Annotated in this window: 13 protein-coding genes and 2 riboswitches; of the genes, 6 read left to right on the forward strand and 7 right to left on the reverse strand. The window is 66.6% G+C overall.

Annotated elements, in window-relative coordinates:
- Positions 1-149: 149 nt before the first annotated feature.
- The 4 genes from ACFRAH_RS22380 to cycA are packed head-to-tail and all read right to left on the reverse strand — an operon-like array spanning position 150 to position 4,216.
- On the reverse strand, positions 150-935 hold the full coding sequence (locus ACFRAH_RS22380; RefSeq protein WP_377993102.1) for an alpha/beta fold hydrolase: 786 nt from the start codon (positions 933-935) through the stop codon (positions 150-152).
- Between the two features lie 4 nt (positions 936-939).
- Positions 940-1,770, reverse strand: a complete 831-nt coding sequence (locus tag ACFRAH_RS22385; RefSeq protein WP_377993103.1) for a methylenetetrahydrofolate reductase — start codon at positions 1,768-1,770, stop codon at positions 940-942.
- A gap of 29 nt (positions 1,771-1,799) precedes the next feature.
- A complete protein-coding gene (purU, locus tag ACFRAH_RS22390; protein WP_377993104.1) occupies positions 1,800-2,729 on the reverse strand; it encodes a formyltetrahydrofolate deformylase in 930 nt (309 codons plus the stop codon).
- Positions 2,726-4,216, reverse strand: coding sequence for a D-serine/D-alanine/glycine transporter (gene cycA / locus ACFRAH_RS22395; RefSeq protein WP_377993105.1), 1,491 nt, complete (start codon positions 4,214-4,216; stop codon positions 2,726-2,728). The genes purU and cycA overlap by 4 nt, the downstream gene beginning before the upstream one ends.
- A gap of 148 nt (positions 4,217-4,364) precedes the next feature.
- A riboswitch (glycine riboswitch) is annotated at positions 4,365-4,461 on the reverse strand.
- A gap of 217 nt (positions 4,462-4,678) precedes the next feature.
- Positions 4,679-4,779: riboswitch (glycine riboswitch) on the forward strand.
- Between the two features lie 149 nt (positions 4,780-4,928).
- Between cycA and gcvP the strand changes: the two genes are divergently transcribed.
- From gcvP to ACFRAH_RS22425, 6 genes are all read left to right on the forward strand, one after another.
- Positions 4,929-7,802: an aminomethyl-transferring glycine dehydrogenase gene (gene gcvP / locus ACFRAH_RS22400; RefSeq protein WP_377993106.1), complete on the forward strand. Its 2,874-nt coding sequence runs from the start codon at positions 4,929-4,931 to the stop codon at positions 7,800-7,802.
- A 9-nt stretch (positions 7,803-7,811) separates the two neighbouring features.
- Entirely contained in the window at positions 7,812-8,945 is a 1,134-nt protein-coding gene (gene gcvT / locus ACFRAH_RS22405; RefSeq protein WP_377993107.1) for a glycine cleavage system aminomethyltransferase GcvT, read from the forward strand.
- A gap of 34 nt (positions 8,946-8,979) precedes the next feature.
- Positions 8,980-9,363: a glycine cleavage system protein GcvH gene (gene gcvH, locus ACFRAH_RS22410; RefSeq protein ID WP_377993108.1), complete on the forward strand. Its 384-nt coding sequence runs from the start codon at positions 8,980-8,982 to the stop codon at positions 9,361-9,363.
- Positions 9,364-9,439: 76 nt separating this feature from the next.
- Positions 9,440-10,852 carry an L-serine ammonia-lyase gene (locus ACFRAH_RS22415; RefSeq protein WP_377993109.1) on the forward strand — a complete coding sequence of 471 codons (1,413 nt, stop codon included), beginning with the start codon at positions 9,440-9,442 and terminating at the stop codon, positions 10,850-10,852.
- A gap of 22 nt (positions 10,853-10,874) precedes the next feature.
- Complete coding sequence (gene lipA / locus ACFRAH_RS22420; protein WP_377993110.1) at positions 10,875-11,894, forward strand: lipoyl synthase; 1,020 nt, start codon at positions 10,875-10,877, stop codon at positions 11,892-11,894.
- A gap of 24 nt (positions 11,895-11,918) precedes the next feature.
- Positions 11,919-12,491, forward strand: a complete 573-nt coding sequence (locus tag ACFRAH_RS22425) for an MOSC domain-containing protein (RefSeq protein WP_377993111.1) — start codon at positions 11,919-11,921, stop codon at positions 12,489-12,491.
- Between the two features lie 59 nt (positions 12,492-12,550).
- On the opposite strand, the gene ACFRAH_RS22430 is transcribed toward ACFRAH_RS22425, so the two are convergent.
- From ACFRAH_RS22430 to ACFRAH_RS22440, 3 genes are read right to left on the reverse strand one after another with little or no spacing between them, the layout of a single operon-like run.
- Positions 12,551-12,898, reverse strand: coding sequence for a GNAT family N-acetyltransferase (locus tag ACFRAH_RS22430; RefSeq protein ID WP_377993112.1), 348 nt, complete (start codon positions 12,896-12,898; stop codon positions 12,551-12,553).
- Positions 12,899-12,922: 24 nt separating this feature from the next.
- Positions 12,923-13,936 (reverse strand): pirin family protein, encoded by a 1,014-nt coding sequence (locus ACFRAH_RS22435; RefSeq protein WP_377993113.1) that lies wholly within the window; start codon positions 13,934-13,936, stop codon positions 12,923-12,925.
- Positions 13,937-13,940: 4 nt separating this feature from the next.
- The gene (locus ACFRAH_RS22440) at positions 13,941-14,213 is read right to left on the reverse strand and encodes a hypothetical protein (protein ID WP_377993114.1); all 273 of its coding nucleotides are present in this window, start codon (positions 14,211-14,213) and stop codon (positions 13,941-13,943) included.
- Positions 14,214-14,244 lie beyond the last annotated feature (31 nt).

Below are 14,244 nucleotides of genomic sequence, written 5' to 3' on the forward strand. Positions count from 1 at the left end.
AATCGAGGAAATCACCACGGGCATCGCGGGCAAACAACTTGGGCATCGCACGCTCCATCTGTCAGAGCGTTGCTACGACCATATGACTTTGCCGGGTGTTAGCGGCCATTATCTGTACAAAAACTCCAAGATGATGCGGCTGCCCGGCGTCAGGTGGCCACCAAGGACAGGAAATCCTCGATCCACGTCTGCACCCGGGCGTCGTCCAGGTGCAGACCGTGCCTGCCGCCGTCGACCTGAATCAGCTGTGCGTCCGGAATCAGTTCAGCCATCGCGACGGCGTTGGCAACAGGCGCCAGGGCATCCTCGCTGCCGTGGATGATCAGAGTGGGGGCCTGGATTTGGGGAAGGGCATCCCAGGCGTCATGCAGTCGGCTTGCCCTGAAGTGCCTGCTCTTGACGGCCGCGGAGGCCTGAACCCGGAAGAACGCGCCTACAACGGCAGGATTGTGCTCAACAAAGGCGGGGCTGAAGAACAGCGGCGCCATGCGGGCGGGGTCTCCGCTGGTGAGCGCGGCGGTTGCCGCGGCGCTCCGGGCAGGGCCCCTGGCGTCGCTGGCGCTTGTCGCCGCCAGGACGAGCGAGGCCACCCGGGTAGGGAAATCCACGGCCATCCACTGGGCAGCGCGGCCGCCCATCGAGTGCCCGTAGACATGCGCCCTGCGGACGCCGGCCGCATCAAGAACCGCAGTGGCGTCCGCCGCAAAGGCCCTGGTGGTGTAGTTTTCGGCGCTGCCTTCCGCGCTGGCGCCGATGCCGCGGTGATCGAAACGGATGACCCGGAACGAACGGGCCAGGGCCGGCACCACCGGGTCCCAGCCGGCCATTCCCGTCGCCTGCCCGGCCACGAGCAGCAGGGGTTCGCCGCGCCCTTCCTCGGCCCAGGCAAGCTCCGCGCCGTCGGGGGCCACGGCCTTTTTCAACGTCAGGGTCACCCGTTCAATTTACCCGCAGCTTAAGGGCCGGAATGCTCCAGTCCATCGCGGGCTGCGTTTCGACATTGTTGAACGTGTAAAGGTGGATGCCCGCAAGGGCAGGTTCCGTGACAGCCAGCTCGGAAACCAGCGACCCGGATGAGTAGCTGCCGGCGTTCAGGAGCCTGCGCGCCAGCGGTCCCTTGCGGTTCAGGAATTTCAGCGACGGGCCCACCCCGATCTTGGTGGCCAGCGATATGAGCTTGGCCCGCGGGACGGCCCCGGCCACTCCCGCCCAGATGGGAAGGTCCACGCCCTCGCGGCGGATCAGTTCGGCATACCAGCCGACCCTGGCGGCCGAAAAGCACATCTGGGTGACCACGTTCGAGGCCAGGTGCTGCTTCTCCAGCAGGGCATCGAGCATGTGCAGCTCATTGTGCTTTGGATGCCCTTCCGGATATCCGGCCACACCTATGGCCATGGTCCCGCCGGTCAGCTCGGCGATGTCCTCCATGAGTTGGAAGCTGTTGCCATAGGGGCCGCCGGACTCCGAGGCATCCCCTCCGATCGCGAAGACCTCAGTGATTCCTGCGGCTTGGCAGTCGCGGAGCAGGCCCGCCAGCTGGGCCCGGCTCCCGAGGCTTCGCGCGGCCAGGTGGGGAATCACGTTGTAGCCCAGCTCGCCCAGCCGGACGGAGGCGTGCACCGTGGCCTCCACGCCGTGGTGCGGGAGGCAGGTCACCGTCAGCGTGGATCCGGCCGGAACGTGCCCCTGGATCTTGGGGATGATGCCGTCCGTGGGAATGATCTCCAGGCGCACAGGCAGGTGGTTCAGCACAGGCAAGTGGTTCGTCATGGATACCTCCAGGTCTGGTTGGGCCATTGTCACCGGAGGATGACCGTCCGGTTCCCGGACAGGATTATTCTTCCTTCGGCGTGCCAGCGCACGGCATTCGTCAAGGCCCTGCACTCCGCGTCCTTGCCCACGGACACCAGGTCCGCCGGCGTGTAGGTGTGGTCGACCTCGATCACCTGCTGCGCGATGATCGGGCCCTCATCCAGCTCCGAATTGACGTAGTGTGCCGTGGCGCCGACTGTCTTCACCCCGCGCTCATGCGCCTGGTGGTAGGGCTTTGCGCCCTTGAAGCTGGGCAGGAACGAATGGTGGATATTGATGGCCCTGCCGGTGAGCCGGGCGGTGGCCGAGTCGCTGAGAACCTGCATGTAACGGGCCAGGACCACCAGTTCCACGCCAAGCGCGTCAACGAGTTCAAGCAGCGCCGCTTCCGCTTCGGGCTTGGTAGATGCTGTCACGGGGATGTGGTGGAACGGGACTCCGTGCCAGGCTGCAAGCCCCTCCAGGTCCGGGTGGTTGGACACCACCGCTGCAATCTCCACCGGGAGTTCGCCGTTGCGGGCGCGGACCAGCAGGTCGTTGAGGCAGTGATCGTACTTGGACACCATCACCAGGATGCGCTGCTTGCGGTCGCGCCGCTCCAGGCGCCAGTCCATGTTCCACTCGCCTGCCAGCGGCGCGAAGCTGTCCCGGAGCTGTTCGACGGCGGGCTGTTCGACGGCGGCGGAGTCACCCGCGGGGGCCGCCGAGGCGAAGTGCACCCTCATGAAGAAGTGCCCCGCGCCCCGATCGCCGAACTGTTTGAGGTCGACGATGTAGCACTCCTGCTTGAGCAGGAAATCCGCTACCGACTGGACGATGCCCAGGGAATCCGGGCAGTGGAAGGTGAGCACAAACTCCCCGGTTCCGGGCCCGCGGACCTGGCCGGCCGCCGTCGGCGTTTCCTTGGTCCCGATCATCGCTGGACGCTTTCTTTCTCCTGGTACTGGCTGTCCGCACCTCCGCGCGCGGCGTTTTCCTCAGCGCGCAGTGCGTCCTGGAAGGCCTCGTAGCGGGCAATGTGGGCCGGCCGGCGGCGCAGCACCAGCCAGGCGGCGCCGAGCAGGATGAACCAGACCGGCGTGACCAGAAGTGCGGCCAGGGTGTCGGGCTGCGTGGTGAGGGTCCACAGCACAAAGGCGAAGAACGCGAAGACTACCCAGACCATGGGGATGCCGCCGGGCATCTTGAACTTTGAGGCGCTGTGCAGGTGCGGGCGGCGGCGGCGGAAGGCGATGTAGCTGGCGAGGATGATCGACCAGACGAAGACGAAGCAAACGGCGGAGACGGTGGTGACCATGTCGAACGCCTTGCCGACGTCCTGTCCGGCGTACATGAGCACCACACCGGAAAGCAGCAGCACACAGGACAGGAACAGGGCGTTGCTGGGCACCTTGCGGCGGGACAGGCTGCTGAAGACGGCGGGCGCGTCCCCTTCCTCGGCCAGGCCGTAAACCATGCGCGAGGTGGAGTAGATGCCGGAGTTTGCCGAGGACATTGCCGAGGTCAGCACCACGAGGTTGACCACCGTGGCCGCAGCTCCGAGTCCGGCCAGCGAGAACATGGCGATGAACGGGCTGTGGCCGGCTGCGAACTGGGTCCACGGGGTGACGGACATCAGGATGATGAGGGCGCCCACATAGAAGAGCAGCACGCGCACCGGAATGGAGTTGATGGCCTTGGGCAGGTTCTTTTCCGGGTTCTTCGCCTCGGCGGCCGTGGTGCCCACCAGTTCGATGCCGACGAAGGCGAACACGGCGATCTGGAAGCCGGCCACGAAGCCCATGAATTCGTTGGGGAAGAAGCCGCCGTGGCTCCACAGGTTGGTGAAGCTGGCCTGCCCGGAGTCGCTCTGGAAGCCGGTGAGGATCATGAACATGCCCACGACGATCAGGGCGGCGATGGCGACGATCTTGATGAGGGCGAACCAGAATTCGGTTTCACCGAAGGCCTTGACGGTGGTGAGGTTCAGCAGCAGCAGGATGGCCACGGTGGCGAGGCCCGGGATCCAGAGGGGCAGCCCGGGCCAGAGCTCGCGGGAGTAGCCGGCGATCGCAATGACGTCGGCGATTCCGGTGATCACCCAGCAGAACCAGTAGGTCCATCCGGTGAAAAAGCCAGCCCAGGGACCCAGCAGGTCAGCGGCGAAATCGCTGAAGGACTTGTAGTTGAGGTTGCTGAGCAGCAGCTCGCCCATGGCGCGCATAACGAAGAAGAGCATGAAGCCGATGATCATGTACACGAAGATCACGGACGGCCCGGCCGCGGAAATGGTCTTGCCGGAGCCCATGAACAGGCCGGTGCCGATGGCGCCGCCGATAGCGATCAGCTGGATGTGGCGGTTGCTCAGCTGCCGTTCGAGGCGCGGAGCCTCGCTGGCCGGGGACGCAGGAGGGTGAATCGTCATAAGGAACTCCATTGTTCAAGTGGCACCAAATGGCCACACTGACAGGGTTCCTCCCCGCTCTGTACTGGACCTGAGAGATTCCGCGGACATGGTTGACCGCTTTGCACCTTCGGTGAGCCGGGCACGCCCGGCTGCTTTTCAGAGTTGCCTCGCCGCGGCGGTACGTGGGCCTGAGAGTTTCCTGGGGAGGGTTTGCTCCTACGGCGCCTGCTGATGTACCGGCAGGGCTCTCCCGCCGCAGATCGTAAGCATTTTCAATTATGGACGGCGAGAGCCGCGATCCTGCTGGAAGTCCGGCCCGCGCCGGTCAGCCCAGCCCCGCTAGCCACCGGACTCAGTGTGGTCTTGGTCACGAAGAATTGTCAAACCCGGCCCCCGGCGGGATCTGCCGCAGCGCGTTTTGGCATTCGCCGCACAGTGCTGTACATTGTGAGCCGAATCACCCACATTTTCATAGCCTTTCGAACCGTGGCGGGAGAGTCCTCCCAGTCATCCATCGGGCAGGCGCCGTAGGAGCAAATCCTCCCCAGGAATCTCTCAGGCCCCAGTACCGCCGCGGCGAGGCAACTCTGGAAAGCAGCCAGGCATTGTTTGGCTCACCGACGGTGCAAGCGGACATCCACGTCTGCGGAATCTCTCAGGTCCAATACAGAGCGGGGAGGAACCCAACCCATGCCGTGCCATCCGTGGCCGGCCAGACCTGGAGTTCCTCATGACGATTCAATCTCTTCCGTCAACGTTTGCGGACCGGCATATCGGCGCCCGGCGCCAGGCCGATATCGACACCATGCTCAAAAACGTCGGCTATGACACGGTCGATGGCCTGGTTGATGCTGCCGTTCCGGCATCCATCCGCCAGGAAAACGCCCTGCGGCTCACCGCTGCGCTGAGCGAAGTTGAGGTCCTGGCCGAGCTTCGCCGGCTTGCCGCCAAGAACAAGACCGCCGTGCAGATGATCGGCCAGGGCTACTACGACACCGTGACGCCGCCGGTGATCCGCCGCAACATCCTCGAAGCCCCCGCCTGGTACACGGCCTACACGCCGTACCAGCCGGAAATCTCCCAGGGCCGGCTCGAGGCGCTGCTGAACTTCCAGACCATGGTCCAGGACCTCACCGCACTGCCCATCGCCAACGCTTCCCTGCTGGACGAAGCCACCGCCGTGGCCGAGGCCGTCCTGCTCATGCGCCGCGCCAACAAGAGGAACGACGGCAAGACCGTCCTGGACGCCGACTGCCTCCCCCAGACCATCGCCGTCGTCAAGGGCCGTGCTGAAGCACTCGGCTTCGAGGTGGAGGTCGCAGACCTTTCCCAGGGGCTTCCCGACGGCGACATCAACGGCGTCGTGCTCCAGCAGCCCGGCGTTTCGGGCCGGGTCTTCGACCATTCCGAGGTGATCGCCGCCGCCAAGGAGCGCGGCGCCCTGGTGACGGTTGCCGCCGACCTGCTGGCCCTGACCCTCATCACTCCCCCGGGCGAACAGGGCGCCGACATCGCCGTCGGAACCGCCCAGCGCTTCGGCGTGCCGCTGTTCTTCGGCGGACCGCACGCCGCCTACATCGCCGTCCGCACCGGCATGGAGCGCACCCTTCCCGGCCGCATCGTCGGTGTCTCCAAGGACAATGCCGGCGCCCCCGCCTACCGGCTGGCCCTGCAGACCCGCGAGCAGCACATCCGCCGCGAAAAGGCCACCTCCAACATCTGCACCGCGCAGGCACTGCTGGCCATCGTGTCGTCCTTCTACGCCGTCTACCACGGCCCCGACGGCCTGAAGGCCATCGCCGAGACCGTGCACAACAACGCCCGCGTCCTGGCAACCGCTTTGAAAAAGGCTGGCCGCGAACTGGCCGCCGAGTCCTTCTTCGACACCCTCACCGTCCGCGTCCCGGGCAAGGCCGCCAAGGTCATCACCGCCGCGGAGGCGCGCGGCATCAACCTCCGCTTCATCGACGCGGACACCGTGGGCGTCTCCATCGATGAGACGACGACGGCGGCAACGCTTTCCGCTGTTGCCGTCGCCTTCGGCGCCGGTCCGGTAGGGGACGCGGCGGGCCTTGAGCTGCCCGAGGCTGTGCTGCGCACCTCGGACTACCTGCAGCACCCGGTGTTCAACACGCACCGCTCCGAAACCCAGCTGCTGCGCTACATCCGCAGGCTGTCCGACCGGGACCTGGCGCTGGACCGCACGATGATCCCGCTGGGCTCCTGCACCATGAAGCTGAACGCCACCGCAGAGATGGAGGCCATCTCCTGGCCGGAGTTCGCCTCGATCCACCCGTTCGCCCCGGATTCCCAGACCGAGGGCTGGCGCGAACTCATCGGCGGTTTGGAAGCCGACCTCGCCGAAATCACCGGTTACGACCAGGTGTCCATCCAGCCCAACGCCGGGTCCCAGGGCGAGCTCGCCGGCCTGCTGGCGATCCGCGGCTACCACCTCTCCCGGGGCGAAGGGCAGCGCAACATCTGCCTCATCCCCGCCTCGGCGCACGGCACCAACGCGGCCTCGGCCGTGCTGGCCGGCATGAAGGTGGTGGTGGTGGCCACCGCCGCCGACGGCACCATCGACCACACGGACCTGTACGCCAGGATCGAGGCCAACAAGGATGCGCTCTCGTGCATCATGATCACCTACCCGTCCACGCACGGGGTGTACGACGGCGATGTCCGCGAGGTCTGCGACGCTGTCCACGCGGCCGGCGGCCAGGTCTACGTGGACGGTGCGAACCTCAACGCGCTGGTCGGGTTGGCGCAGCCGGGCAAGTTCGGCGGCGATGTCTCGCACCTGAACCTGCACAAGACCTTCTGCATCCCGCACGGCGGCGGCGGTCCCGGCGTCGGCCCCGTCGCCGCGAAGGCGCACCTTGCCCCGTTCATGCCGGGTGACGCCAACAACGCTTCTTCCGAAAACGCAGGAGAGGGGCACGGCGTTGCGATCAGCGCGTCGCGGTTCGGTTCGGCCGGCGTGTTGCCCATCTCCTGGGCGTACGTGAAGCTCATGGGCGGCCAGGGCCTGACCGAGGCCACCAGGTCGGCACTCCTCGCGGCGAACTATGTCGCGGCGCGGCTGGACGAGTTCTTCCCGGTCCTCTACACCGGGGACAGCGGGCTGGTGGCGCACGAGTGCATCCTGGACCTGCGCGGCCTCACGGCCAAGACCGGGGTCACCGCCGAGGATGTGGCCAAGCGCCTCATCGACTTCGGCTTCCACGCGCCCACGCTCGCGTTCCCGGTGGCCGGCACCCTGATGGTGGAGCCCACCGAGTCCGAGGACCTGGCCGAGATCGACCGGTTCATCGACGCGATGATCACCATCCACGCCGAGATCGAGCAGGTGGCCAACGGCGACTTCAGCCTGGAAAACTCGCCGCTGCGCAACGCACCCCACACGGCAGCCGCCGTCGTCAGTTCCGACTGGAAGCGTTCGTACCCGCGCGAGCAGGCCGCCTTCCCGGTGTCCTCGCTCCGGCAGGACAAGTACTTCCCGCCGGTGGGCCGCATCGACGGCGCAGCCGGCGACCGCAACCTGGTCTGCTCCTGCCCGCCCCTCGAAGCGTTCGAGGACAACACAGCAGACTTCGAGAACTAAGGACCTCCCATGACCGAGAATTACACCGCCCTTTACGACCAGCACAAGAAAGCCGGCGCTTCCTTCACCGACTTCGGCGGCTGGCAGATGCCCCTCAAATACGAATCCGAACTCGCCGAACACCATGCCGTGCGCAACGCCGCCGGCCTGTTCGACCTTTCCCACATGGGCGAAGTCTGGGTCACCGGCCCTGACGCCGCGGCCTTCCTGGACTATGCCCTGGCCGGCAAGCTGTCCGCCATCGCCGTCGGTAAGGCCAAGTATTCACTGATCTGCGACGCCGACGGCGGCATCATCGATGACCTGATCTCTTACCGCCGCGGGGAGGAAAAGTACCTCGTGGTGCCCAACGCGGGCAATGCAAGCAAGGTGGCCGCTGCCCTCGCCGAGCGCGCGGCGAACTTCGACGTCGCCGTCGAGGACGTCTCGTCGGAAATTTCGCTGATCGCGGTGCAGGGGCCCAACGCGGAGGCCATCCTTCTGCAGCTGGTCCCGGCCGAGCAGCACTCCCTGGTGACGGAGCTGAAGTACTACGCGGCTGTTGAGGTGGGGATTGCCGTCAGCGGCGCCATCCAGACCCTGCTGCTGGCCCGCACGGGCTATACCGGAGAAGACGGCTTCGAAATCTACGTGCCCAACGACGATGCGCCCGGCCTCTGGGAGTCCCTGCTCGAGGCCGGCGAAGGGCACAACCTGATCCCGGCCGGACTCGCCGCACGCGACTCGCTGCGCCTGGAAGCCGGCATGCCGCTCTACGGCAACGAACTCTCGCGCCGCGTCAACGCCTACTCGGCGGGACTCGGTCCGGTGGTTTCGCTGGCCAAGGAGAGCGACTTCGTGGGCAAGCAGGCGCTGGCCGACCTCAAGGCAGCAGGCGTCGGTTCCACCATTGGCCAGAAACTTGTGGGCCTGAAGGGCACCGGCCGGCGCGCCGCCCGCGGCCACTACCCGGTCCTCAAGGACGGCACCCTGATCGGCGAGGTCACCTCCGGACAGCCTTCCCCCACCCTCGGTTACCCGGTCGCCATGGCCTATGTCGACGTCGAGCATTCCGAAGTCGGCACGGTCCTGGACGTCGACCTGCGCGGCAAGCCCGAGCGGTTCGAAGTCGTCGCCCTGCCGTTCTACAAGCGCCAAAAGTAACCATCCACGAACTTCTAAAGACAAAGGAATTGAAATGAGCAAGGTTGTTGCTGAACTGAAGTACTCCGCCGAGCACGAATGGGTTGCCGTTGACGGGTCCGGGCCCGTGGGGATCGGGATCTCCGCCGTGGCTGCCGACGCCCTGGGCGATATCGTGTACGTGGACCTGCCCGAGGTGGGCGCCACCGTCACGGCAGGCGAAACCTGCGGCGAGGTGGAGTCCACCAAGTCCGTCTCGGACCTCTACGCCCCGGTCACGGGCGAGGTCACCGAAGTCAACGACGGCGTCGTCGCGGACCCGGCGCTCATCAACAGCGACCCCTACGGCGCCGGCTGGCTGTTCAAGGTAGCCGTCACGGACGAGGGCCCGCTGATGTCGGCCGAGGAATACGCGGCAGCAAACGGCGGCGAACTGTAGCTTCCCGCTCCTCCCCTCCCGGAAACTTAACCTCCCCAGCCCGAACCGATCACAACTATCCAGTTAGGAACCGACCATGGCTGTTGGCGTCTTCGACCTGTTTTCCATTGGAATTGGCCCCTCAAGTTCGCACACCGTTGGCCCGATGCGGGCTGCCGCCGTGTTCGCGGAAGAGCTGAAGGCCTCGGGGGCGCTGGCGGAGGTGGCGTCGCTGCGGGTGGACCTGTACGGTTCGCTCGCTGCCACCGGGCACGGGCATGGCACCATGACGGCGGTTCTGCTGGGCCTGGAGGGGTACCACCCGGAGCTGATCCTGCCCGATGAGGTCGAGGAGCGGCTGGCGTCGATCGCGGAGACCGGGACCCTGCAGCTGGCCGGTTCGGTGCCGTTGCCGTATGGGGTGGAGGACATGGTGCTGCGGCCGCTGACTGTGCTGCCGCGGCACACCAATGGCATGACGTTCACGGTGTTCGACGACGGAGGGAACGTGCTTCACCAGGCGACGTTCTTCTCCGTCGGCGGCGGGTTCATTGTCCGGGAGGGCGAGGAGGAGGCGGCGCAGCAGGAGCTGGAGGCGTCGAAGAAGGAACTGCCGCTGCCGTTCCGGACCGCTGCCGAGTTGCTGGAGCACTGCCATGCCCAGGGCCTGTCGATCGCGGACATCATGCTGGTCAACGAGTGCGCGTCCCGCTCCGAGGCGGAGATCCGCGAGGGCCTGCTGCACATCTATTCGGTGATGGAGGGCTGCGTGGATACCAGCCTGAAGCGGGAGGGGCTGCTGCCCGGCGGGCTGAAGGTCCGCCGTCGTGCTCCTGACTGGCACGAACGCCTCCTGAAGGAAGGCCGTGACCACGGAGGGAACCACCGGGACCCGAAGTACTGGCAGGAGTGGGTGAACCTGATCGCCCTGGCGGTCAACGAGGAGAACGCCTCGGGCGGGCGTGTGGTGACCGCCCCGACCAACGGCGCCGCCGGGATCATCCCCGCCGTGCTGTACTACGCGCTGCATTTCGCGCCCGGCATGGAGAACGCGACGCAGGAGGACCGCGACGACGTGGTGGTCCGTTTCCTGCTCGCCGCCGGCGCCGTCGGGGTGCTGTACAAGGAGCAGGCGTCGATCTCCGGGGCGGAGGTGGGCTGCCAGGGCGAGGTGGGTTCAGCGTCGTCGATGGCCGCTGCCGGGCTTGCGGAGGTCATGGGCGGCTCGCCGGCGCAGGTGGAGAACGCCGCGGAAATCGCGATGGAGCACAACCTCGGGCTGACCTGTGACCCGATCGGCGGGCTGGTGCAGGTCCCGTGCATCGAGCGGAACGCGATCGCTGCCGCGAAGGCCATCAACGCCGCCAAGATGGCGTTGTGGGGCAACGGCTCGCACCGGGTCTCACTCGACGAGGTCATCGTGACCATGCGCGAGACCGGCAAGGACATGAGCTCGAAATACAAGGAAACCGCGATGGGCGGCCTCGCCGTCAACGTCGTGGCCTGCTGATAAGTACTACGGAAAGAGAACAATGACACTGGCACCAGAAGGCCGGAAAATGCTGCGGATCGAGCAGCGCAACGCGGCCACCCCGGTGGAACGCAAACCGGACTGGATCAAGGCCAAGGTCCAGATGGGCCCGGAATTCGTGGGACTGAAGAACCTGGTCAAAAAAGAAGGCCTGCACACCGTCTGCGAAGAGGCCGGCTGCCCCAACATCTTCGAATGCTGGGAAGACAAGGAAGCCACCTTCCTCATCGGCGGCTCCCAATGCACCCGCCGCTGCGACTTCTGCCAGATCGACACCGGCAAACCCTCCCCCGTCGACCGGTTCGAACCCACCAAGGTGGCCCGCTCCGTCCAGTCGATGCAACTGCGCTACGCCACCGTCACCGGCGTCGCCCGCGACGACCTCGAAGACGAAGGCGTCTGGCTCTACGCCGAAACCGTCCGCAAGATCCACGAACTCAACCCCGGCACCGGCGTCGAACTGCTCATCCCGGACTTCTCCGGCAACCCCGAGCACATCGCCGCGATCTGCGACTCCAAACCCGAAGTCTTCGCCCACAACGTCGAAACCGTCCCCAGGATCTTCAAGCGCATCCGCCCCGCGTTCCGCTACGAACGCTCCCTGGACGTCATCACCCAGGGCCGGAACCTGGGCATGGTCACCAAATCCAACCTGATCCTGGGCATGGGAGAAACCCGCGAAGAAATCTCCGAAGCCCTGGCCGACCTCCACCAGGCAGGCTGCGACCTGATCACCATCACCCAGTACCTCCGCCCGAGTGAGCGGCACCTGCCCGTGGACCGCTGGGTCAAACCCCAGGAATTCGTGGACCTGCAGCACGAAGCCGAAGAGATCGGCTTCGTCGGCGTCATGTCCGGCCCCCTGGTCCGCTCCTCCTACCGCGCCGGCCGGCTCTGGGCCACCGCCATGCGCAAAAAAGGCCGCGACATCCCGGCCGAACTCGCCCACATCGCCGAGGGCATCCAGGACTCCGGAACCACCCGCCAGGAAGCCAGCACCCTGCTCAAGAGGCCGGCCTGAAAACTGCGGGTATAGCGTTATTGCATGACCGAAACCTACAGATACGACGTTGAGGTCCTGCACCTGCTCGTGTCACCGGGTCACGCCTACTTCGGCCGGGCGAGGGACGGCGCGGCTGATGTGCCCACGAGGGACGCCGAACAGGTGGAGATCGTGGCTGGCAAGGGCATCGTCGGGGACAGGTTCTTCGGCAAAGCGGCGCACATGGACGCCGCCGTCACCCTGTTCGCAGTGGAGGCCCTCGAAGCCATGTCGGCGGAACTCGACGCCGGCCCCTTCGATCCGCTGCTGACCCGGCGCAACGTAATCCTCAGGGGCGCGCACCTTGCCCCGCTCCTGGGCCAGGACTTCGCGTTGGAGTCACAGGGCAGTGTGGTCCGGTTCAAAGGCGGGCGGCCGGCCCACCCGTGCGCGTGGATGGACAGGATGCTCGCGCCCGGCGCGCATGCCGCCATGCGCGGGCGTGGCGGCATGCGCTGCCGGGCTCTTTCCGACGGCGTGCTGCACCGCGGGCCTGCCGTGCTGGTCAGTCCGGTGCTGCTGGAGCCCGCGCAGGCGGGGGTTCCGAGCGTGCTTCGGCCCGGCCGGCTGCCGTAGCGCTGTTACAGCCCCGGCGCCTGCCCCAGCGCGGCGCGCCTAAGCCGGACCGGCTGCCGTTACCGCTGCTTGTTCTCGAGGGCGGCCAGGTGCTCGGGGCGGACTGCCGCCGCCCGCTGCTGGTAGTCCGGGTGCTTGCGCAGCCAGAGCTTTACGTACGGGCAGACGGGCACGACGGCGGTCCCGGCTTCCAGGGTGTCGTCCAGTGCGTACTGGACCAGACGGGCAGCAAGGCCCTGCCCGGCGTAGTCCTCGCTGACGGTCGTGTGGTAGAAAATCCGCTCCGCTCCCTTTCCGCCGTCGTACGGCAGGTAGTGCGCCTTCCCGATGACGGCGTCGCCGTCGAGCAGTTCGTAGCGTCGGCGCTCCGGGGCATTCCGGACGGTCAGGGTTGTTTGCTGTTCCAAGGGTCCTCCAAGGTTGATGGTCTGTCAGCCGCGGGGCCGAAGCCTGGCGTTGGGCAATGCCGGGGCAGGCAGTGGCGCGGGAAAGCCTTCCGGAAAAGGCCCGAAGCGGGGGAAGGGTGCGCCGTCCGCGTACGTTTTGCTGGCGGGAGCGTCGGCAGGTTCGGCGCCGATCTCTGCCTGCCAGGCGGCGCGGTAATCGACTACTTCCTCATGGGTACGCCCGACGAAGTTCCACCACATCACGATCTGTTCGCCGAGCGGCTCTCCGCCAAGGATCAGCACCCGGGCCGGCGCCTGTCCGGCCTTCAGCGCAATCCTGGTCCGGCCGGGGCGCAGGTAGTGCAGGTGGTCCACGGCCATAGGTGTCCCGTCGACGGAAACCTCACCCGTGTCGAGCAGGATTCCGTGTTCAAAGGACGGGTCCAGGTCCAGCTCGAGCCGCCCTCCGGCATGCAGCACCGCCTCGGCACCCAGCAGCGGCGGAGTGTAGGTGGTGACGGGCGAGGAGGACCCGGCGAGCGAGCCGAGGAAAACGCGCAACTCGCTGCCGTCTCCCTGCACGGGTTCCGGGGCGTAGTGCTGGAAGGTCGGGGCCATGTTCCGGGTTTCCTCGGGCAGGGCGTACCAAAGCTGGGCGCCGTGGAGGATGCGGGTTTCCGGTGTGGAGAACTCCTGGTGGGAAATCCCCCGCCCGGCGATCATGAGGTTGACTTCCCCGGGGCGGACCGTCGCTGCGTATCCGGCCGAGTCGCGGTGGGCCACGTTGCCGGCAAAGAGCCAGCTCACCGTGGCCAGGCCCGTGTGGGGATGGCGCGGGACTTTCATGCCGCCCGACTCCGGGACGAGGTCCGGGCCGTAGTGGTCCAGGAAGCACCAGGCGCCGATCAGGCTGCGCTGTTTCTGCGGCAGGGTCCGCCGGACGGGCATGGCCCGCGGTCCGCCCAAGGGAACATTCCGCGGGGCCAGGAACTCGATCGCTTCCGCGTGGCCGCCCTCCGTGCAGACGATCTCCTCCGGGAAGGTTTCCAGGTTGCTCATGCCGTCACCCCGATACCGATGCGCTGGGGACAGGGACCCGGTCCTCGGCGGCGTTCGCCGTTTCCCGCCGCGGACGGACCGGGTGGCCACTGAGGATGGAGACCCGATTGAAGGCGTTTGCGCACCCGTTGAGCTGGGAAACCCGGACATTGAGCAGTTCAACGACCGCCCTGCCCAGCCCCGCCGCTTCCGCAGAACCAGCAACCTTCAGGGCCACCCCGTTCAGGGCCTTCCAGCTGCCGGGGTCAGATTTGTCCAGGAAAAACGGGTCGGGCATGGCACTCCTTAACAGGCATCGCGCCGGCCGC

The organism is Arthrobacter sp. NPDC056727 (assembly GCF_042790555.1).
Classification (GTDB): Bacteria; Actinomycetota; Actinomycetes; order Actinomycetales; family Micrococcaceae; genus Arthrobacter.